The organism is Filomicrobium sp. (assembly GCF_025698805.1).
GTDB classification, from domain to species: Bacteria; Pseudomonadota; Alphaproteobacteria; order Rhizobiales; family Hyphomicrobiaceae; genus Filomicrobium; species Filomicrobium insigne.
In genome coordinates this window covers 108607-128176 of sequence record NZ_JAILWT010000008.1, presented here as the reverse complement: position 1 = coordinate 128176, position 19570 = coordinate 108607, and the positions used below count along the sequence as shown (strand labels likewise).

Sequence of the window (19570 nt, the reverse complement as noted above, 5' to 3'; positions counted from 1 at the left end):
ATGCTTATTCTTGCAATTTTCATCGCGCTTGTTGCGTTGATCTTCATCAACGTGCCGATTGCGGTCGCACTCGCTGTCGGGGGCATTATCGGTCTTTTGGCGACCGAAGGCGTCAGCAGTCTTCCCACCGTCGCTCTCGATATGTACGACGGCTCAACGAAGTTTTCGCTGATTGCCATTCCGATGTTTGTTCTGGCTGGTGCCATTATGAACGCGGGCGGTGTTACTGACCGTCTCATTAACTTCGTGACTGCGTTGATTGGTTTCGTGCGCGGTGGCTTGGCGATGGTCAACATCGGCGTGTCCCTGTTCTTTGCGGAAATTTCGGGATCGGCCGTTGCGGACGTGGCCGCGCTCGGTTCCGTTCTCATTCCGCAAATGAAGAAGCGAGGTTATTCAGCTCCGCTTGCGGCGGCGGTTACATCGTCTTCGGCTTCGCTGGCCATTATCATTCCGCCGTCGATTCCGATGATCCTTTACGCGACGTCCGCCAACACATCTGTTGAACAGCTATTCGTTGCGGGTTTCGTGCCGGGGCTGCTTGGCGCTGCGGGGTTGATGTTCGTCGCCTACATGTTCGCGCTTCGGTACAATTTGCCGGTCGAAGAAGCGTTTAATATGCCGCGATTGCGCAAAACCTTTATCGACGCGCTTCCTGCCTTTTCGTTGCCCGTTATCATTCTGGGTGGCATCTTCGGCGGCTTCGTCACAGCTACTGAGGCGGCCGGACTTGCCGTGATCGCTGCGCTCCTCGTGGGGCTTTGGTATCGCGAGATGGATTTCAAGCATCTGAAGCGTGCGATGCTTGATGGCGGTATGCAGACGGCGATCGTTATGCTGCTGGTTGCAGCTTCGGTTTTGATGGGTGGCTTCCTGACCCGGGCTCGGGTCCCTCAGGAGATTGCGGCCGCGATACTGGACATGACGACCAACCAGTATCTGATCCTGCTGATCATGAACGTTTTCTTCCTGATTATCGGCTTCTTCCTTCACTCGGCCGCAGCGATCATTCTGGTCATCCCGATCGTGATTCCGCTCATACACGCAGCAGGTATCGATCCTGTGCACTTTGGGCTGGTTGTGACGCTCAATTTGGCAATCGGACAGCAAACGCCACCGGTAGCAAGCGTGCTCATAACTGCGTGTGCCGTGGCTCGGGCTAATATATGGGAAGTCTCGAAGGTCAACCTCCCGTTCGTGGCCGTGCTGTTGGCGGTTCTTCTTCTATGCACCTATGTGCCAGCTGTTCCGATGTTCTTGGTTGAATATCTCTACCGCTAACACTGCAACGTGCTCGCAAAGACAATAACCACAGGAGGCGAGTGAGACATGTCAGGACCGCTGCAGGGGTGTCGAGTTATCGAGTTGGCTCACATTATGGCGGGGCCTGTTGCCGGATTGATGCTGGCCGACATGGGAGCGGACGTCGTCAAGGTCGAGAAGGCTCAGGGTGACGATACCCGTCGCTTTGTGCCTCCGACAATCAATGGCGAGAGCGCCGCTTTCATGATGATGAATCGCAACAAGCGGGGCATCGTTCTCGATCTCAAATCTGCACAGGGTCTTGAGGTCCTGCGGCGACTTTTGCGTGATGCCGACGTTGTCATCGAAAACTATCGATTGGGAACGATGGAGAAACTTGGGCTGGGATACGAGGAGCTGCGTAAGCTCAATCCGGGTCTCATCTACGCTGAAATCTCGGGCTTTGGACGCACCGGCCCCTACGCCCATCGCGGAGGCTTTGATCTCATTGCCCAAGGCATGAGTGGCTTGATGTCGATTACCGGCGAGGGCGCGGGGCGGCCGCCGGTGAAGGTCGGAGCGCCCGTGTCGGACATCACGGCGGGCATTCTGCTCGCGATGGGCATCGCTGCTGCTTATTCGCACAAACTTAAGACGGGAGAAGGGCAGAAGGTTGATACATCGCTGTTCGAGGCGGCCATTACGCAGACCTACTGGCAGTCGGCCATAACGTTCGCGACGGGCTCCTCACCGGGGCCGATGGGCTCAGCTCACCCGATGAATGCGCCCTATCAGGCTTTCGAAACCGCGGATGGTTGGATCAATATTGGGGCAGCCAATCAGACGAACTGGGAACGGCTGGTGCATGTTCTTGGTGCGCCGGAGCTTAATGATGATCCGCGTTTTGCTTCCAATGCTGAGCGCATCGTCAACCGGGAGGCTCTAGAAGACGTCTTGAGCGTCATTCTCAGGACGCGTTCGACAGCTGAGTGGCTCGAGGCTCTCGAAACATCCGGTATTCCTGCTGGGCCCGTTCTGAGCATCGATGAAATGCACAACGATCCGCAAACCCTGGCGCGAGATATGGTGCCGGAGGTTGCGCATCCGGTAGTTGGTGCCGTGCGCACACTCGGATTGCCGGTAAAGTTTTCGGAGACGCCGGGCGGTGTGCAGCGTGCTGCCCCCGTCCTTGGTCAGCACACGCGTGAAGTTTTGCTAGAAGCGGGCTATTCACAAGCGGAAGTCGAAGACATGATTAGAGCCGGAGCGGCACGCCAGGAGGAAAGTCTCGCATGAGTTTGGCGCTGACGCTTGAAAGGTCCAATCGTATCATCACGGTTGCATTGGAGAAGGCGGCGGAGTTGGGGCTCAAGCCGCTCACCGTTGCGGTGCTCGATGCAGGAGGTCACCTAAAGGCGCTGGCGCGTCAAGATGGAACGAGCACGCTCCGACCCGAGATGGCGCAAGGAAAAGCCCGTGGTGCTATTCATCTGGGTATCGGTTCGCGGGCGATCTTCGAGCGCGCGGAGAAACAACCTTTCTTCGTTCAGTCGGTCAATGCACTTGCTGGGGGCTCTCTGGTTCCTGTGCCTGGTGGTGTGCTTATCACGACAAGTGACGGTGAAATCATTGGTGCAGTCGGCATTACAGGTGATACATCCGACAATGATGAGACCTGTGCTGTGGCCGGCATAGAAGCGGCAGGTTTCGTCGCACGCATTTACTGATTTTCGAAAAGTTAGTCCTGTCACACGTTGACTCGGCCCGCTGTCTATTGCCGAGCATAGAGAGAGCGTTGGAAAATGCGCGCACCAGCACGGCTTGGTATTCCGCTTGCAGACGTCGATACCCCTGCTTTGATCCTCGATCTCGATGCGTTTGAGCGCAATCTCCAGACGATGGCGGATTGGGCCAAAAGCAAGAACGTGCGATTGCGCCCACATGCAAAATCTCACAAATGCCCCGCGATCGCGCATCGACAAATGGCGCTCGGAGCCGTCGGTGTCTGCTGCCAGAAGGTCTCGGAAGCCGAGGTGATGGTGGATGCTGGCATAACTAATGTGCTGATCAGCAACGAGGTCGTCGGGCGCACGAAACTAGAGGCGCTGGCGCAATTGGCGCTACGAGCGCGTATGGGTGTGTGTGTCGACGATATCCGGCAAATCAGAGATTTGTCTGAGGCGATGCATGCTGCTGGCGCAACAATAGATGTGCTTGTTGAAATCAATATCGGCGGGAACCGTTGCGGTGTTGAGCCGGGCGACCCTGCAGTTCGGCTGGGTGCAGCTGTTGCGCAGGCGGATGGCCTGCGTTTTGCGGGCTTACAGTCTTATGACGGAATTACGCAGCATGTCCGCGATCCGGATGAACGCAAGGCGCGTGCGGCGCGTGCGGGTGATGTTACCGCGCAGACCATTGCGGCGCTTCGCGATATTGGGCTTGAGTGCGAAACTGTCGGGGGCGCCGGAACGGGTTCCTTCGCATTCGACGGTATGAGCGGCGTGTGGAATGAGCTGCAACCGGGGTCCTACGCTTTTATGGATGCCGACTATGCTCGCAATACCCCGGCGGGTGGCGATGTTCCCAAATTTGAGCACGCCATGTTTGTTTGGGCGATCGTCATGAGCCGTACCAGCGTTGGTCAGGCTGTGGTGGATGCCGGGCATAAAGTGCTGCCTATCGACTCGGGTATGCCGGTCCCGTTTGATCGTCCGGGTGTTCGCTATGAGCGGCCTTCAGACGAGCACGGTTGCCTGGTTGCGGAACTGGACTCGGCCCTTCCTGACCTAGGTGAGAAAATTCTGATCGTGCCCAGTCATGTCGATCCAACGGCCAACCAGCACGACTTTTTTATCGGTGTGCGTGGGATGGCCGAGGGCGATGGCACAGTTCAAGAGATCTGGCCAGTTACGGCGCGAGGTTGTGTGTTCTAGCAGCACAACCTCTTTGCACCGCACGGTTGTTGCTCAGCTTTCGCTTACATATTTGTACGCGGTTCCGTCGCGTTCCACGCGACCGACGCCGGGATCGGGCAAGTGGTATCCGATAAGACGCGTTTTTTCGTTGGCCATTTTGTCCAATAGCTTCTGACGAGTTTTGATTGCCCGTTCCGGCTCGTGATCGTTTCCTGAAATCCAGTCTGGATGTTGGAACGAGACGATATGGTGGGTGAGCGCATCGCCGAGCACGATGAAGGACTCGTTGCCTTGGCTGATTTCAAGTGAGATGTGGCCGGGCGTGTGGCCGCCGGTTTCCAGAGTGGTTACACCGGTGACGACATCTGCCCCCGGTTTAAAGGTTTCCAGCTTGTCCTTGACCGCATCGATGTTGCGTTGCGCGCCGGTTGCAAACCCTTGACGATCTTCGGGCAATTTGGACAGGATGTCGTCGGCCATCCAGTAATTGTACTCTTCCTCGGAAATCAGATAGCGCGCGTTTGGAAAGACGAGTTCGTCAAAGTCATCCGTGGTTCCCCAAATGTGGTCGGGATGCGCGTGCGTGAAGACAACGGTTGTTATGGCTTCGCGGTCGATGCCGTTCGCATCGACATCGTCGATAAGCTTGCCGGCTGTGGCCATGAAGCGTGGTCCCGAGCCAACGTCGACCAGGATCTGCTCATCGCCGTTGCGAATAAGAGTTACGTTTAGTGGGCGGCGGATTTGATCCCCTTTGTGGCCCGCAGCGGCGAAGGCTGCGGCGCGTGCGCTTTCCTCAGCATTCGGGGCGAAAAGGCGTGCGGGTAGCATCAGGTGGCCGTCGCTCAGTGGCAGGATCTCGAACTCGCCGAACTTGATTGTTTCCGCGGCTGCGGTTGGGAAGGGAAACCCTGTGGCTGCGAGTGTGGTGACGGCGCCGGCTCCGATGACAAACTTCCGACGGTTGCATGCAAGCGTTTCCCCGGCATTTTCAGGCTTATTACGATCTCGGGACATCGTTGGGCTCCCTCATATTGCAAACGGCGACATGCTGCTGGATATTCGGTGACACTTACGGTTGACGCAATGTTCACCTGAACCGCGTTTGCCATTTAATGGGTCACGAGGGCGAATGCCAATCGTATGTTTGCAGCAGAGTTGGGGTGGATTCGCGTGATGCTCAATGCTTTGTCAGTCTTCGTCGCTTATATGGGCGAGCTGCCTTGAGTATACGCGCGCGGAGGTTCTTCTACCTCATTCTTGTGGGGTTAAGTGCAGCATGCGGTCTCGTTGTGGAGATCGTCGCGGGGCGCATGATCGCTCCTTATCTTGGAATGTCTCTTTACACCTGGACGGCGATTATCGCGGTCGTGCTGGCAGGCTTTTCAATCGGCCACTGGATTGGAGGGCAGATTGCTCAGCGCGCGGGGGGACGGGCGCAATCCGATGTCGCCTGGAGTCTCTTGCTCGCGGGTGGCAGTGCGCTTGTAAGCATTTTTTTGATCCGGATTATTACAGGCCCGGTGATCAACCTGAGCCTCCCGCCTGTCGCGACAATTCTGATTATTACGTTCGCGCTTTTTTTCCTTCCAAGCCTTTTTGTCGGGATCGCATCTCCGGTTCTGACGAAGCTCGCGATCGACGATGAGCCGACCAAGGCCGGCGCGATCCTGGGAGGTTTTTACGCCGTGGGTGCGGCGGGCAGCATTCTCGGAACACTGGCCGCAGGGTTCATTTTCATTTCGTGGCTTGGGACAGTTTGGACGCTACTTCTCGTTTCGGCCCTGTACTGCGTTATGGCGGCGTCTCTCTTCATCAGTAGGCGAGGGGGATCGGCCAAGGAACGTCTAGTTTCGTTCGTCATACTTTTGGGTTGGGGTGCCGTTGCGTTTGCTGGTCAATGGACGGGAGTGTTTGCGCGCGTGTGCATCGTCGAAAGCGATTATTACTGCATCCGCGTTGAGAATGTTTCTGGCGAAATTGGTGTGCCAGCAAAGGTGCTTGTTCTCGACCATTTGGCGCACGGTATAAACCTGAGGGATTTTCCGGGCGGACTCGTTTCGCCCTATGCGGATCTGCAGGATACGCTCATGCGTATTCATGTCGGTGAGAGGTCACCGTTTCGCGCGTTCTTTATCGGCGGGGGCGCCTACACAATACCGCGGGCGTGGCTGGCTGCCCGGAGGGACGTGGCGATAACAGTAGCGGAAGTCGATCCTGCCGTTACCGAAGTTGCGATAACGCATCTTTGGCTCAAGCCTGATCCGAGATTGACAATTCGGCACGGTGATGCGCGGAGCGTGCTCGTAAGTATGCCGGCTGATCAGTTCGACGTTGTGGTTGGCGATGCTTTTCATGACATCACCGTCCCGCAGCATCTGGTGACATCGGAATTCTTCGGACAAGTTCGGTCGCGTTTGCGCGATGGAGGCATCTATCTGATGAACGTCGTCGATCATCGGGAACATCCCCGTATGGCGCTGTCCGTTGTCGCTAGCCTTGCGGAGCACTTTCCGATCGTCGAGCTTTGGCGCTCCGATGAGGCTGGTGAGCGCGCCACGTTTGTGGTCGCGGGGCTAGCGAAGGCAACTCCGGCCGGTGATTTGCCAGCCCGGCATTCGGAAGGTGTGAATTTTGAACGGCTTGAGACATCGCAGATGTCTAGGATGCTTTCGCCCATTGTGCTGCGGGATGATTTCGCGCCCGTTGACCGGCTGATCGGTGTTCAGTGAGCCGATACCAGATCAGTTTTCAGGATGATCGATCTGCCTTCGCGCAGAAGAGATCATAGACCAGTTCGAGAACAGCGCGCGCGCGGCCATCGGCGAGCGAATAGTAGATCGTGCGGCCAACGCGGCGGGCTTCAATGATCCCTTCCTCACGCAGGCGTGCCAACTGCTGGGACACAGCCGGCTGGTTCTGCCCTAATAACTCTTCCAGTTCCGTAACGGTCTTTTCGCCACTGGAGATGTGGCAGAGGATCATGAGCCTGCCTTCATGGGCAAGCGCCTTCAGCAGAGCGGTTGCCTGTTTGGCGCTTTCCGCCATCTCGTCAAGCTGCTTGTCTGGAAGAACGTCTGGATCAGGAGACGACATTATTCTTTCATCCTCAAGTTCGCAGCGGCGGCGTCCTCAGTGGAGGGAAGGGACGACAGGATATCCTGAAGCATCGGCCAGAAGAAATCCTGACCTGGATACCCAACAATCCTTCCATATTCCTTGCCGTCTTGAAACACGATGAACGTGGGAGAAAACGTTACCGCGGTAATTTTGGCGAGATCGTCAGGGCGTTGATCATGGATGTCCACGCGGCGCAAAGGCGCGATGCGACCCTCCTCCGTATTCGGATATATGACGCCGATTTCGTTATTCCAGCGCGCGCACCAGCCGCAACCGTCTTCCTCGAACATCACGAGTTCAGCGGCTTTAGCCGGTCCAAGGGCAGCAAACGATAGCATCAGCGCCAAGGCGGCAGCCAAAAGCTTCAATTCAACCTCGCATAGTTCGGGAGTTCGAAGATAGTTCGTAAGTTGAGTTGGGCCGCGCACATTTTCAAGCAGGGATGGTGCGTTGCAATATATGCGCATATTTGAATTTATCTCTTGATTTGGTTTTGAGTAGCTGTTTAGTCTGCGTGCGTGGCAGTTGAGAGGACAAAATTGCTGTCACCGTAAGAGTCTGAAAAATCAATTCTCGCTTCCGAGAGTAGCGAAGCGCAGCGGAGGGGATGTCTATGGAGCTGAATAGACGCGAAATTCTGGCTCTGAGCGGTGGGTCGATAGCCTGCTTCGCTCTTGGCGTATCAGCCGTTTCGACTCCGGCTTTGGCGAGTGCTACCGATGAGCGCATTAAGGCCTTCGCCGGAGATGCAGAGCTTCGGGAAGGGCGGATTTCCCTTACGGCTCCCGAGATCGCTGAAAACGGAAATACCGTTCCGATTGAGGTCAAGGTCGAAAGCCCTATGACGAAGGACGATTACGTTTCCGAGGTTATGGTGCTGGCGGACGGCAACCCCATGCCTGGCGTCATTACGTTCCTCTTTTCGCCGATGAGTGGCGAGGCGACCGCAACAACACGCATTAGGCTTGCGACGACGCAAAATGTCATTGCCGTTGCGAAGATGAGCAATGGTTCGGTCTTCATGGAAAAGAAGAACGTGAAAGTTACGATTGGCGGTTGCGGCGGCTGATGTCTGCAACCCTTTGCGTTCAAACGAAATTTCTCTGAAGAGGATTGAGAGATGGCGACTGCGAAGCCCCGCGTGAAACTGCCTGACAAAGCGACGAAGGGTGAAGTGATTACTATCAAAACTCTGGTGAGCCACCCTATGGAGTCGGGTCAGCGCAAGGATCGGAAGACGGGTGAGAAAATCCCGCGGATGATCATCAATAAGTTCACTGCGACGTTCAACGGCCAACAGGTGTTCGGCGCCAATATCGAACCTGCCGTTTCGGCCAACCCGTATCTCGAATTCACGATGAAGGTGGAGGAGAGCGGCAAATTTGAGTTCGTTTGGGTCGACGATGCCGGAACGACCTACAAGACTGAAAAAGGTATCGAAGTCACCGGGTAACCGGTGACGGTGCGGTTTATTCCGCACCACGGTTGCTCTCGCACGACTTGCGACTTGGCTCAGGCTTGCAAAATATGCCTAGTCTGCGCGCGCTGCTGCTCGCCCTCATTTCCGAGAAGCAGCGGTTTGATCCAAGAGCAAACGAACTGGGCGAAAGCTAATGATATCACGACGCGAATTTCTTCAAGTTTCCGTAGCCACAGGCGCTTTGCTCGGGACGGCCGGCAGCGGTGCGTGGACGGCCCTTGCCGCACGGCAAGGCTTGATGAGCGAGGCGGAACTGTTGGCGTTTCCGGAATTCGGAAACGTGACGTTGGTGCATCTCACCGATATTCATGCGCAACTCAAGCCGATCTTTTTCCGTGAGCCGTCAATAAATATTGGCGTTGGCGAAGCTGCGGGGAAACCACCTCATGTGACCGGCAAGGAGTTTCTCGAGCTTTACAAAATCGAGCCCGGTAGTCCGGAAGCCTTTGCCCTGACCTACGAGGATTTCGCGGCGCTCGCGAAAACCTACGGACGCATGGGCGGGATCGACCGCATCGCGACGGTCTTGAAGTCGATCCGCGCAGATCGTGAAGGCCGGGTGTTATTTCTCGACGGCGGTGATACCTGGCAGGGCAGCTACACATCGCTGAAAACTCAAGGTGCCGACATGGTGGAGGTGATGAATCACCTCGAACCGGATGCCATGACGGCGCACTGGGAATTTACTTTTGGTATCGACCGAGTTCGGGAGATCGTCGACAATCTGCCGTTTGCCTTCCTGGGCCAAAACATTTTTGACAATGAGTGGGACGAGCCTGCCTTCGAAGCCTACAAAATGTTCGAACGTGGGGGCTCTAAGATCGCCGTCATCGGTCAGGCCTTCCCTTATTTGCCGATCGCAAATCCACGTTGGATGTTCCCCAAGCTGTCATTTGGCATCCGCGAGCAGAACGTACAGCAGAACGTCGATGCGGCGCGTGCAGCAGGTGCTGACGTCGTTGTCCTGCTGTCTCACAACGGCTTCGATGTCGATCGCAAGTTGGCAAGCCGTGTGACGGGTATCGACGTCATCCTGACCGGCCATACGCATGATGCCATTCCCGAGCCTGTCATCGTCGATAAAACCTTGCTGGTCGCAAGCGGCTCGCACGGAAAGTTCCTGTCGCGGCTGGATCTCGATGTGCGTGACGGTCAGGTCAAGGGCTACAAATACAAGCTCATTCCGATTTTCTCGGACGTCATCACCCCCGACAAATCGATGACTGAGCTTGTCGACAAAGTTCGTGCGCCCTATGAAGCCGAGCTCAAGACCGTAGTCGGAAAGGCGGATACGCTGCTTTATCGGCGCGGCAACTTCAACGGCACGTTTGATGATCTGATCTGTGATGCGCTGCTGTCGGAGCGCGAGGCGGACATTGCCCTATCTCCTGGGTTCCGTTGGGGAACGAGTGTGCTGCCCGGCCAGGACATCACCGTCGAGGATATCTACAACGCGACCGGTATGACGTACCCAGCTGCATATCGCTCGGAAATGACTGGGGCGCGGCTGAAGGAGATCCTGGAAGACGTCGCAGACAATCTGTTCAACCCAGACCCCTACTATCAGCAAGGGGGCGACATGGTTCGTGTCGGAGGAATGGGTTACGCGATCGACGTTTCGCAAACGATTGGCAATCGCATTTCTGACATGACGCTCCTGAAGAGCGGCGAGCCTATCGATCCGCAGAAGACTTACATCGTGGCTGGCTGGGCTTCCGTGGCGGAGGCTACCGAAGGGCCTCCGATCTGGGATGTCGTGACTTCATACATCAAACGTGTCGGAACGGTTCAGGGTAAGCCCAACCAGTCCGTTCTTGTGAAGGCGTAGGGAGCCGGTCCGGCTTCTTACACAAAAAGGCTTGTCCAGTTTGGATGGGGCATCGGGAGAAGAGAGATGAGCAAGCCGGACAACATACGTGGCCATAGCGGCGGCGTTTCGCGCCGTCACGTCTTGGGGGCGAGTGCTGCTGGAATGGCCTTCGCCGCGACGCGCGTCTACGCCAATCCCGCGGGTGATGCGCCGACTACTCCCGATAAGGCCATTACGGAATTGCAGGATTGGTCGCAGGCTCTTGGCGATGGCGTCGATGCCAAGCCTTATGGCGTTCCGTCGAAATACGAGGCCGGTGTCGTGCGGCGCAACGTCGAGTGGCTGACGGCGTCGCCGCAGTCCTCCGTCAATTTCACGCCACTGCACGATCTGGAGGGTATCATCACCCCGAACGGTCTTTGTTTCGAGCGGCACCATGGCGGGGTTGCGGAAATCAATCCGGCGAAGTTCCGCTTCATGATCAACGGTCTCGTTGAAAAGCCGATGGTGTTCACCATCGACGACCTGAAGCGTTTTCCCAGAGAGAACCGGATCTTCTTCCTCGAATGCGCAGCGAATTCGGGCATGGAGTGGCGCGGCGCTCAGCTCAATGGCTGCCAGTTCACGCACGGCATGATTCACAACGTCATGTATACGGGCGTGTCACTGAAGCGCGTGCTGGAGGAAGCCGGTCTCAAGACAAACGCCAAATGGGTCATGCCTGAGGGTGGCGATTCCGCCGCGATGAACCGTTCCATCCCGCTGTTCAAGGCGCTGGACGATTGCATGTTGGCATACGCCATGAACGGTGAGGCGCTGCGCCCCGAGCAGGGCTATCCGCTGCGGCTCGTTGTTCCCGGCTGGGAAGGCAATATGTGGGTCAAGTGGATCCGGCGTATCGAAGTCGGTGACACGCCCTGGCACGCACGTGAAGAAACCTCGAAGTACACGGACCTTATGGAGAACGGCAATGCCCGACGTTTCACCTGGGAGATGGACGCGAAGTCGGTCATCACCAATCCTTCGCCTCAGGCACCGATAAAGCACAAGAAGGGATTTACGGTGCTGTCGGGTGTTGCTTGGTCCGGGCGGGGCAAGGTTTCACGCGTGGATGTCACGATTGATGGCGGCAAGAACTGGCACACGGCGCGGCTTGACGGGCCGAGCTTCGATAAGTCCATGCACCGCTTCTACTACGAGTTCGATTGGAACGGTGAGCCGCTGCTCTTGCAGTCGCGGGCTATCGATTCAACCAGCTACGTGCAGCCGACCAAGGACGAACTGCGCCAGGTGCGTGGCTATAACTCCATCTACCACAACAACGCGATCCAGACGTGGCACGTGAAGGCGAACGGTGAGGTTGAGAATGTCGAAATCTCTTAAGGCGTTTGCGGTTGCCGGCGTGCTGCTGTTGAGCGTCTCTCCGGTATTGGCGGCAAAGCTGGGACTTGGACGTGAAGCGCTACCCGAAGAGGTTGCGGCTTGGGACATCGATGTACGCCCGGACGGCGTGGGGTTGCCTGCGGGCCGCGGAACGGTCGCGCAGGGTGAAGAGAAGTTCGCGGAACAATGCGCGATGTGTCATGGCGTTTTCGGAGAAGGTGCCGGACGTTGGCCGGTGCTGTCCGGTGGTCGGGACACTTTGAAGAGCGATAACCCGGTCAAAACAGTCGGGTCCTATTGGCCCTATCTCTCGACGGTTTTCGACTATGTTCATCGCGCGATGCCGTTTGGTTATGCGCAATCGTTGTCGAACAACGAAGTCTATGCGCTGACTGCCTACATCCTTTATCTGAACGACATCGTGACGGATGAAGATTTTGAGCTGTCGAAAGAGAACTTTCTCTCCATCCAGATGCCGAACGCCGAGCATTTTACCGAGGATCCGCGGCCGGATACGCCATTGGTCTCGGCGAAAGAGCCGTGCATGACCAACTGCAAGTCCAACGTCGACATCACTGGACGCGCGCGGATTTTGGATGTGACGCCGAAAGAGGGTGAGGACGCGCCGAAGCTTAGCGTCGATTGATCGAAGATCGCAGCTTTTTTGGAAGGGCCCGGAGCCAACGGCTTTCCGGGCCTTTTTTGTGTTTGGGGCAATCTGAGAGTCGGACGTCGCTGTAAGAGGTGATGCTCCTGTGCAGAGTAGCCACGCTTCTGCGTCTCAGTGTTGCGGGACGGAAACGCCCCTGGTCTGCAAACTCTATTATCTTGCTCAAGATTGAGGTTGTGGCGATTGCCGGCGTTCGACTTTCCTCGCTGATGCGTTCGCGCTCAGAAGCTTGCCTTCGGGGGTGGGGGGAAACGGATAAGCGCTTTGGCTAGCGAGGTTGCGCCTTTTGGCGGCATCGTAGGTGAGGGTGGATGCGATGAAATTTCAAGGTGCTGCCGTGGCGCTCGTCGCTGCGCTGATGGTCGGGCTGAGCGGTTTGGATTCTCATAGCGCGCATAGTCAAGATGACTCTGCTTTTGCGCCATTGCTGGGGTGGTGGAAGGGGCAGGGGCGCCTTGGCTTCCAAGAAGGACAGACCGAAAATGTCACATGCCGGGCAACGTACGTGTTGGGGGACGTCCCCACCAAGCTCGAGCAGAACATTCGCTGTGCGACGTCGAGCGGGAAGGTCGAAATCGTAAGTCATGTCACGAACGACGACGGCGAGCTCTCTGGCACGTGGACCGAACGCATTTACAACCTTGTCGGTGATCTCAGCGGCGCCATAACAGAACGCGGGTACCGCGTGTCGGTCACCGGCGGCGATGTCGGGGCTGAGATGGAGATCATCGTGAAGGATGGAATGCAGGTCATCGAGATCAAGTTTAGCGGAAATACGCTGCGCGGACTGACACTTGTCTTGAAAAAGGGCTAAGAAAGATTGGGTCGGGCGCATCGTCGCCCTCTCGTATTATTGATTGTAACACTCAACTTATCTGCTTAGCTTGCGACGCAATTCGGATAGGACTGCCGGATTGAAATTTCAGGCGGAGCGCACGATGGCAGCGGTACGGTTTGTTCGGTCGGCATGGCACGTGGCGCTGGCCGCGGCGGCGGTTTTATGGGCCGCCGGTCCGGCGGCCGCCTTTGACCATGCTGATGTGGCCCGACGGTTGCTCGAAGAGCACATCATTCCTTCGTACCAAGACTTTGCGAGCCGGACTCAGTCCTTGGCGGATGCCACGCGCTCTTTCTGCGACGCGCGATCAGAGGCTGGATTAGCGAAGGCCCGTTCGGCGTTCAAGGGCGCAGTCATTGCGTGGGGGCGGATCGGCCATATCCGCTTTGGGCCTGCGGTGACGGACAACCGTTACGACCGGATCCTGTTCTGGCCGGATCCTCGGCATGTGACGATGAAGCAAGTTGGGCGGCTGTTGCGGACGAAGCCTGAAGCCGCGCTAAAGCCGGAGAATGTTGCGACGGCCAGCGTGGCCACTGTTGGCCTGCGCGCATTGGAGATCGTTTTCTTCGGGCCAGGGTCAGACGATTTCGCGAGCGCGGATAAGGACAAGACACACTATCGGTGCGGGTTGGCGCTTGCGCTATCAGAAGACCTTCATCATACCGCTGCGGTTATCTTCGAGGACTGGACCTCGAGCGATAGGTTTCAGCAGCTGTGGCTTCATCCAGGTGCGGACAATTCGCGTTACCTGAAACCCTCCGAGACAACGCAGGCGCTGGTCCAAAGCTTCGCAGATCGGCTTAATCGCATGCTTGCGTTTGATATTCCATCCGCGGATGGTGAAGCGAGCAATGGCAATGGGACGATGCCGATCTTTGGCCCCAGTGGTGTTGCGATCGATTTTCTGAGCGCGAGCCTGGATGGCTTGGAAGCGTTACTCAAGGAAGGCGGCTTTCTCGATCAATCCGCAAGCGGCAGCGCGGAAGATACAGAGGACGTGCAGCAACGTCTCAACGTCGTGCTGACCGAGCTACGTTTTGCCCGACGAGCGTTGGGGCTTATCGCTCAATCAGAAGCGCGGGGTGACTTCAAGACCATACCTGTGGCGATGTGGAAATCGGTTCGTCTGCCGGTTGAGAACGCTCGCGAGATCGCTGACGAAACCTTGAAAGCGGAAGCGGGCTTGAGTTCCGGCTTCAATGCGTTGGACGGGGATTGAGGGCAGAACATCTACAAAGGTTGGCCTGCGTCCATCCATTCGTGCATCGCAACGATGAATTCGGTGGTTGGGTATTCCCTTATGTCATTTTCTGAGGAACCGGCAGCGAGTTCCCGCTTCCAATACCACCCCTGAAAGTCGGCGTACTTTCCCTGTATCCGTGACTGTCCGATCTTCTCTGCCCCGTGTGCGACGAGCCATGTCCTCACGTGGAGCATGGATTTCTCAAAGCTTCCGTTGTGAACTTTGATATCCCAGCCAGAGATGTCGGACAAAGTCTTTTGGTAATCATACTTCGCGTGCTCAAGGACCAAGATTACCTTGTCGGCCAGGCCGCCGGTGCCAAACTTTCGGCATGCATGATCCAAACCGAGCTCGAAGGGCATGTTCATTCGAGCGTACTGATCAGTGTCAGAAAACTTACAGCGACTCAGGTCGTGAATGCCGTACTTGGACCCTCGGATCAGTTCGATAATTCTATCGAGGCGCGCGGCTGAGTTGTCAGCATTCTCCGGAGCGAGGCGCGGGAAGAAGCCTAGGTAACCGACGCAAAACGCCATTGCTTGAAGCAAGGGTGCGAAGTCGTCGTCAAAAGGGCAGTTGATGAATACCGATCGGTCGAATGGTGAAGTCAATGTCAGCCCTTGGGATAAGGGGCTTCAGCATAAGAATTGCGTTCGCGAATTCGTCCGTCTGCACCGTGGATATAGACTTCGGTTTTCTGGTTTCGAGCAATTTCCGTAGCTGCTCTGATCGCTTCAGCCTGGGTCGCGTGAATGCTGGTGGCTCTCGAAGATCCCGCTTTTTTCACACTCCATTTTCCCGCGGAGGGTATGACGTGCTGACCCTTTCGAGACATTAGCAAAAGCTCCTTAGTTGGACCGCATGAGCGTAACTCAGACCCAAGATTAATTCCATTGCCGTCGCTGGCACGCATGCCGGTGAGCACTTCGCTGTCGTGCCTAGCTTGCCAGCTGACTTGAACCGGAACTTGGATCCCGGGGACAAGCCCCGGGATGACGACGAGGATACAAATTGTAAACGAGATGAGATACCTTACTTGCCTTCGCTGTTGCGTGTTTCAGCATAGAGCCAAGCAAGCCGGTCGAGGAACCAGAGCTGGCCGAACAACATTCCCGCGACACCGAGAGCGATGGCCCAAGGGTCGAGCATGACCAACCCGATGGCGAGCGGGGCGATCGCGACGCAGCTGCCGAAAACGATCCAGAACGTTGCTGTCTTGTGATGTTCCGGAATCGGATTCTCTTTGCGGGCGAGCCAAAGCTGCTCGCCGCGTATGGCACGAGTCTCCCAACGTTCGTCTGTTGTCGCCTTCGAGAAGATGCGCGTGTTCAACCAGAGAAAAATTACGATGAGGCCAATCGGTATGAGGCACCACCATCCAATCCATACACGGGCATAGACCGCTAAAGCGAAAGCCGGGAGTGTGGCTAGTCTCGTCCAGACGCTCCATGGATTGGCATGACGCGCCCATGTCTCGTCGTCCATGGCCATCGCATTGTTTATGGATTGGTCAAGTCGCAATGTGCGGTGTTCCTATCAGCTCTGCAGGCGGTTCGCCATGACCGCGATGGTGCGGGCGTAGACGTCAGCGCGGTTCCAGGCCTTGATGACTTGATAATTGGCTGTGCCGGGATCCCAGGATGCCCCCTTCTGCCAGCCGTGGGCGCGAAGATAGTTGGCGGTCGAGGCAAGCAAGTCAGGAATGCTGTGCACGAGATCCCGGTGTCCGTTGCCGTCGAAGTCGACTGCATATTTGTCGTAAGAGCCGGGTAGAAATTGAACTTGTCCGATTTCGCCCGCCCAGCCGCCTCGCATGTCTTTCGGGCTCATGTCACCCTTCTGCACAATCCTGAGCGCGGCGAGTAGGTGGTCCGTGAAAAATTCAGAGCGACGGCAATCATAAGCCAGCGTCGCGATGGACCGGATGATGGAGTATTTGCCCGCGGTGTCTTTGCCGAAGTTCGTCTCCAAGCCCCAGATCGAGACTAGGATCTCGCCGGGGACGCCGTAGCGTTTTTCGATACTTGCCAGCAGGCCGGCATGACGTTTCAAGCGTGCCTGAGACTGCTTCATCAGGTAGCTGCCGACGCGCCTCTTGTAGAATTCTTCGAAACTCAGTTTGAATGATTTTTGCGAACGATCTCGCCTTATGACGTTGGGGTCATAGGTAACGCCGCTCAGTGCTCGATCAAGCGTGCGCTGCGTGATGCCATTGGCTTTGGCGCGCGCCTCGAAATCGTTCAGCCAGGAGGAGAAGCCGCCTGGGCCGTTGCCGCACTTCGCTGCCGTTGCGGATGGTGTCGCCGCGAAGGTGGCCGTGAGGACAACTCCCACGGCGATCGTGAGGTGGTGAAATAATCTGGCAGGCTTCAACGCACATACTCCGCTGACGATTTTCACGTCCGACTCTAACTATCCGATCGGATGCGTGATGACTAGGTATGAGCGCGGATGCAGGCGCAGGAAATGATTGGCATCGGTCTCGCGCCGTTTCTTATCTTCAGCTTGTTCTGCCGGCTCTGGCGTGGGGCAAAGTAAAGAAGACTTAACGTTAGAGTGGCTGTTCTGTGCCGTGAGTGGGCTACGGATGCTACTTAGAGGCGTTCGTGCAAATCGGAGGTCTTATGCGCGCTGTTGTGACGTCGTTGGCGTTGATTGTGGCGTTTGCCGCAACGTTTCTATTCCCGCTTTCGTCCTTTGCCGACGATGGTGCTCTTACATCGCAACTTGAAAACCTCCGGGCGAAGTACACGCTGCCGTCGCTGGCGGCTGCAGTCACGAAGGGCGGCCGGATCGTTGCGAAGGGTGTGACGGGCAAACGTATGCTGGGTGGAGATACAGAGACCAAGATTGATGACCGGTTTCATTTGGGATCAGACACCAAAGCGATGACCGCGACAATTGCTGCCATGATGGTGGAAGATGGCAAGCTGAGTTGGACATCGACGATTGGTGATGTCCTAGGGGCTGACATGCCCGGTCTCACGCCCGCATTTTCAAAGATAACGCTCGAGCAGTTGCTATCTCATTCCAGCGGAATACCGACTGACGACGAAGAGATGATAAAGCTCTACTTCAGCGACAAGAGCTACGACTATTCACTCCATGATTATCGCAGGCGCATTATCGCTGAGTGGGGGAGCAAGAACGCGCCGAAGATACCTGAAGGCTCACCTTTCCAGTATGCGAATTTCGGCTATGTGATCGCGGGGGCAATGATCGAGGAGGTCTCGGGAGAGGCCTGGGAAAGCCTCATCACGACCCGGATATTCGAGCCGTTGGGATTGACGACAGCCGGGCTCGGTCCTCAGGCAACGTTCGGCCGTTATGATGCCGCTATCGGCCACAGAATCGACGACGACGGGAAGATCATTCCGATGCCATGGGGACCGGCTGCCGATGTTCCCGCAGTCATGGGACCGGCAGGCAATGCGCACATGTCGATTTCCGATTTTGCAATTTGGGCGGATTGGAATGCGGGCGTTGGGCGGCGCGGACCAGCGTTGGTAAAACCTGAGACTGTTGAGCGTCTGCACACGGCTATTGTCACGACTCCGGAGATCAAAAATCCCAAACCCGGCACCCCAAAAACCGGCCAGTATGCGCTTGGTTGGGGATTGGCCAAAATGGATTGGACTTCACGGCCAGTTCTGACACACAACGGATCCAATTCGCTCAATCTGGCCACGATCCTCGTTGATTCTGATCACGATATTGGCATCGTCGTAACAACGAACTTTCCCGGCGAAAAGGCAGATGCGGCCGTTAGGGAGATGGTGGAATGGCTTTATCGGCGGTACGGTCCGAATGGCCAGACGCCGATCCAGTAACTCGGGTGACGTGATCTATTCGGTCGTCGAGGGTGACAGCCAAGTTCAGCGATTGACCATTCGGTTACCCTTTGGGCAATCGCGATACTCGGGGTCTTTAACATCCCTTATGTCCATCAACGCATGTTTCGCGTTCGATCTCGACGGTGGCATGGGTGATCTTGAAGTGGGTCGCGAGCCGTTTTTTGATCGCGACAAGAACTGCGTCACTGTTGGCGGAGGGTTCAAGCCGAGCGTGGAGGGTGATCATCGGCCGCTCCTGCGTGATCGACCAGGCGTGAACATGATGGATGTCTGCGACGCCTGACACCGCGCTGGCCAAGTCAGTCTCGATTTCCCGGACATCGATGTGCGTGGGACTGCCCTCAAGCAAAATATGTGCACTTTCGCTAACGACGCGCCAAGCTGATCGTAAGATTATAAGTGCGACCAGGACCGATAGAATCGGGTCAATCGGCATCCAACCTGTGAAAATAATGATCAGAGCTGCCGCGATGGCAGCGACTGAACCGAGTAGGTCGCCCATGACGTGTAAAGCCGCAGCGCGAATGTTCAGGTTCTCCTTATCGCCGCTCTGGAGGATCAAAAATGAAAGGACATTGACGGCGAGGCCGGCGCAGGCGACCCAGAACATCAAGCCGCCCATGACTTCGACAGGTTGGCGCAAACGATGGATCGCTTCAAAGGTGATCCAGGCGGCTATGGCGAACAACGTCAGGCCGTTGACGAACGCGACGAGGATGGAGAAACGGTCGAACCCGTAGGTGCGCTTCCAATCGGCCGGCTTGCGTACGAGGCGAAAACCAAACCACGCGAGCGCCAGACTAGCGAAGTCTGTCAGCATGTGGCCGGCATCCGCGAGCAAGGCCAAAGATCCTGACAGAAGCCCGCCGACCACCTCGGCCATCATGAACCCGCCCGTCAGGAGTGCCGCTATTCCGACACTGCGTTCGTTAGCGCCATGGGTGTGGGAGTGCCCATGGTCGGAATGGTCATGACCGTGCACTTGGCTGGTACCTCGCTTGTCGTGTGATGG

21 protein-coding genes are annotated in these 19570 nt (G+C 56.6%); 13 read left to right on the top strand and 8 right to left on the bottom strand.

What is annotated here, in order from left to right; all coding sequences use genetic code 11:
- The 4 genes from K5845_RS18150 to K5845_RS18135 all read left to right on the top strand — a co-directional run bounded on the left by K5845_RS18150 (nt 1) and on the right by K5845_RS18135 (nt 4175).
- Entirely contained in the window at nt 1-1281 is a 1281-nt protein-coding gene (locus K5845_RS18150; RefSeq protein ID WP_046479356.1) for a TRAP transporter large permease, read from the top strand.
- A 48-nt stretch (nt 1282-1329) separates the two neighbouring features.
- Nucleotides 1330-2538, top strand: a complete 1209-nt coding sequence (locus K5845_RS18145) for a CaiB/BaiF CoA transferase family protein (RefSeq protein ID WP_046479357.1) — start codon at nt 1330-1332, stop codon at nt 2536-2538.
- A complete protein-coding gene (locus K5845_RS18140) occupies nt 2535-2969 on the top strand; it encodes a GlcG/HbpS family heme-binding protein (RefSeq protein WP_046479358.1) in 435 nt (144 codons plus the stop codon). Before K5845_RS18145 ends, K5845_RS18140 begins: the two co-directional genes overlap by 4 nt.
- A 75-nt stretch (nt 2970-3044) precedes the next feature.
- Entirely contained in the window at nt 3045-4175 is a 1131-nt protein-coding gene (locus K5845_RS18135; RefSeq protein ID WP_046479359.1) for a DSD1 family PLP-dependent enzyme, read from the top strand.
- A gap of 33 nt (nt 4176-4208) precedes the next feature.
- On the opposite strand, the gene K5845_RS18130 is transcribed toward K5845_RS18135, so the two are convergent.
- Nucleotides 4209-5174 (bottom strand): MBL fold metallo-hydrolase, encoded by a 966-nt coding sequence (locus K5845_RS18130; RefSeq protein ID WP_090228333.1) that lies wholly within the window; start codon nt 5172-5174, stop codon nt 4209-4211.
- 206 nt (nt 5175-5380) lie between these two features.
- Between K5845_RS18130 and K5845_RS18125 the strand changes: the two genes are divergently transcribed.
- Entirely contained in the window at nt 5381-6889 is a 1509-nt protein-coding gene (locus K5845_RS18125) for a fused MFS/spermidine synthase (protein WP_287959623.1), read from the top strand.
- A 19-nt stretch (nt 6890-6908) separates the two neighbouring features.
- On the opposite strand, the gene K5845_RS18120 is transcribed toward K5845_RS18125, so the two are convergent.
- Nucleotides 6909-7253: an ArsR/SmtB family transcription factor gene (locus K5845_RS18120; protein ID WP_046479361.1), complete on the bottom strand. Its 345-nt coding sequence runs from the start codon at nt 7251-7253 to the stop codon at nt 6909-6911.
- On the bottom strand, nt 7253-7744 hold the full coding sequence (locus K5845_RS18115; protein ID WP_342027538.1) for a thioredoxin fold domain-containing protein: 492 nt from the start codon (nt 7742-7744) through the stop codon (nt 7253-7255). Before K5845_RS18115 ends, K5845_RS18120 begins: the two co-directional genes overlap by 1 nt.
- Nucleotides 7745-7890: 146 nt before the next feature.
- On the opposite strand from K5845_RS18115, the gene soxY reads away from it, so the two are divergent.
- The 7 genes from soxY (at nt 7891) to K5845_RS18080 (ending at nt 14680) form a co-directional block, all read left to right on the top strand.
- Nucleotides 7891-8346: a thiosulfate oxidation carrier protein SoxY gene (gene soxY, locus K5845_RS18110; RefSeq protein WP_046479362.1), complete on the top strand. Its 456-nt coding sequence runs from the start codon at nt 7891-7893 to the stop codon at nt 8344-8346.
- Nucleotides 8347-8397: 51 nt separating this feature from the next.
- The gene (gene soxZ / locus K5845_RS18105; RefSeq protein ID WP_046479363.1) at nt 8398-8730 is read left to right on the top strand and encodes a thiosulfate oxidation carrier complex protein SoxZ; all 333 of its coding nucleotides are present in this window, start codon (nt 8398-8400) and stop codon (nt 8728-8730) included.
- A gap of 160 nt (nt 8731-8890) precedes the next feature.
- Nucleotides 8891-10585 (top strand): thiosulfohydrolase SoxB, encoded by a 1695-nt coding sequence (soxB, locus tag K5845_RS18100; protein WP_046479364.1) that lies wholly within the window; start codon nt 8891-8893, stop codon nt 10583-10585.
- 66 nt (nt 10586-10651) lie between these two features.
- Nucleotides 10652-11950: a sulfite dehydrogenase gene (gene soxC / locus K5845_RS18095; protein WP_502814147.1), complete on the top strand. Its 1299-nt coding sequence runs from the start codon at nt 10652-10654 to the stop codon at nt 11948-11950.
- Complete coding sequence (locus tag K5845_RS18090) at nt 11934-12596, top strand: c-type cytochrome (protein WP_090228325.1); 663 nt, start codon at nt 11934-11936, stop codon at nt 12594-12596. Before soxC ends, K5845_RS18090 begins: the two co-directional genes overlap by 17 nt.
- Before the next feature lie 340 nt (nt 12597-12936).
- Nucleotides 12937-13434, top strand: coding sequence for a hypothetical protein (locus tag K5845_RS18085; RefSeq protein ID WP_052744043.1), 498 nt, complete (start codon nt 12937-12939; stop codon nt 13432-13434).
- A 124-nt stretch (nt 13435-13558) separates the two neighbouring features.
- Nucleotides 13559-14680 (top strand): imelysin family protein, encoded by a 1122-nt coding sequence (locus K5845_RS18080; RefSeq protein ID WP_287959622.1) that lies wholly within the window; start codon nt 13559-13561, stop codon nt 14678-14680.
- A gap of 11 nt (nt 14681-14691) precedes the next feature.
- Here K5845_RS18080 and K5845_RS18075 read toward each other — a convergent pair whose 3' ends face one another.
- From K5845_RS18075 to K5845_RS18060, 4 genes are all read right to left on the bottom strand, one after another.
- Nucleotides 14692-15315, bottom strand: coding sequence for a hypothetical protein (locus K5845_RS18075; RefSeq protein ID WP_287959621.1), 624 nt, complete (start codon nt 15313-15315; stop codon nt 14692-14694).
- A 2-nt stretch (nt 15316-15317) separates the two neighbouring features.
- On the bottom strand, nt 15318-15539 hold the full coding sequence (locus K5845_RS18070; RefSeq protein WP_046479369.1) for a DUF2188 domain-containing protein: 222 nt from the start codon (nt 15537-15539) through the stop codon (nt 15318-15320).
- A 197-nt stretch (nt 15540-15736) separates the two neighbouring features.
- Entirely contained in the window at nt 15737-16225 is a 489-nt protein-coding gene (locus K5845_RS18065; RefSeq protein WP_287959620.1) for a DUF6653 family protein, read from the bottom strand.
- A 15-nt stretch (nt 16226-16240) separates the two neighbouring features.
- On the bottom strand, nt 16241-17104 hold the full coding sequence (locus K5845_RS18060; protein ID WP_342027537.1) for a lytic murein transglycosylase: 864 nt from the start codon (nt 17102-17104) through the stop codon (nt 16241-16243).
- Between the two features lie 224 nt (nt 17105-17328).
- Between K5845_RS18060 and K5845_RS18055 the strand changes: the two genes are divergently transcribed.
- Nucleotides 17329-18534 carry a serine hydrolase domain-containing protein gene (locus K5845_RS18055; protein ID WP_287959619.1) on the top strand — a complete coding sequence of 402 codons (1206 nt, stop codon included), beginning with the start codon at nt 17329-17331 and terminating at the stop codon, nt 18532-18534.
- A 97-nt stretch (nt 18535-18631) separates the two neighbouring features.
- Here K5845_RS18055 and K5845_RS18050 read toward each other — a convergent pair whose 3' ends face one another.
- Entirely contained in the window at nt 18632-19540 is a 909-nt protein-coding gene (locus K5845_RS18050) for a cation diffusion facilitator family transporter (protein ID WP_090228315.1), read from the bottom strand.
- Nucleotides 19541-19570 lie beyond the last annotated feature (30 nt).